Origin of the sequence: Mycobacterium sp. SMC-4 (genome assembly GCF_050205565.1) — a bacterium.
Classification (GTDB): domain Bacteria; phylum Actinomycetota; class Actinomycetes; order Mycobacteriales; family Mycobacteriaceae; genus Mycobacterium.
Map to the genome: position 1 here is coordinate 1 of NZ_JBNMQU010000036.1, position 458 is coordinate 458.

Here is a 458-nt window from a genome sequence, read left to right on the forward strand (position 1 = left end):
GGCAACAGCCCCGCCGAACCGCGCTACATCCCCTCCCGAACCCTGGCCGAGTTCATCCGCTGCCGCGACCTGACCTGTCGCTTCCCGCACTGCGACATCCCGGCCACCACAACCGACATCGACCACACCGTGCCCTACCCGATCGGCCCCACACACCCCTCAAACCTCAAGTGCCTCTGCCGTTTCCACCACCTACTGAAAACGTTCTGGTCCGGCCCCGACGGCTGGTATGACCGCCAATACCCCGACGGCACCATCGAATGGCACAGCCCCACCGGCCACACCTACACCACCAAACCCGGCAGCGCCCTGCTCTTCCCCACCTTGAGCAAACCGACCGCCACCCTATGGACCAAAGACCCACCCCCACCACCACCAACACACCAACGCCGCGGCACCATGATGCCCCGGCGCCGATACACCCGCGCCCAAGCACAAGCCCGCTACATCAACGTCCT

The 458-nt window shown here is 65.5% G+C and carries 1 protein-coding gene; it reads left to right on the forward strand.

What is annotated here, in order from left to right; genetic code table 11:
* A partial coding sequence (locus ACQI46_RS25630) for an HNH endonuclease signature motif containing protein (protein ID WP_427096857.1) occupies positions 1–458 on the forward strand: 458 nt, incomplete at both ends.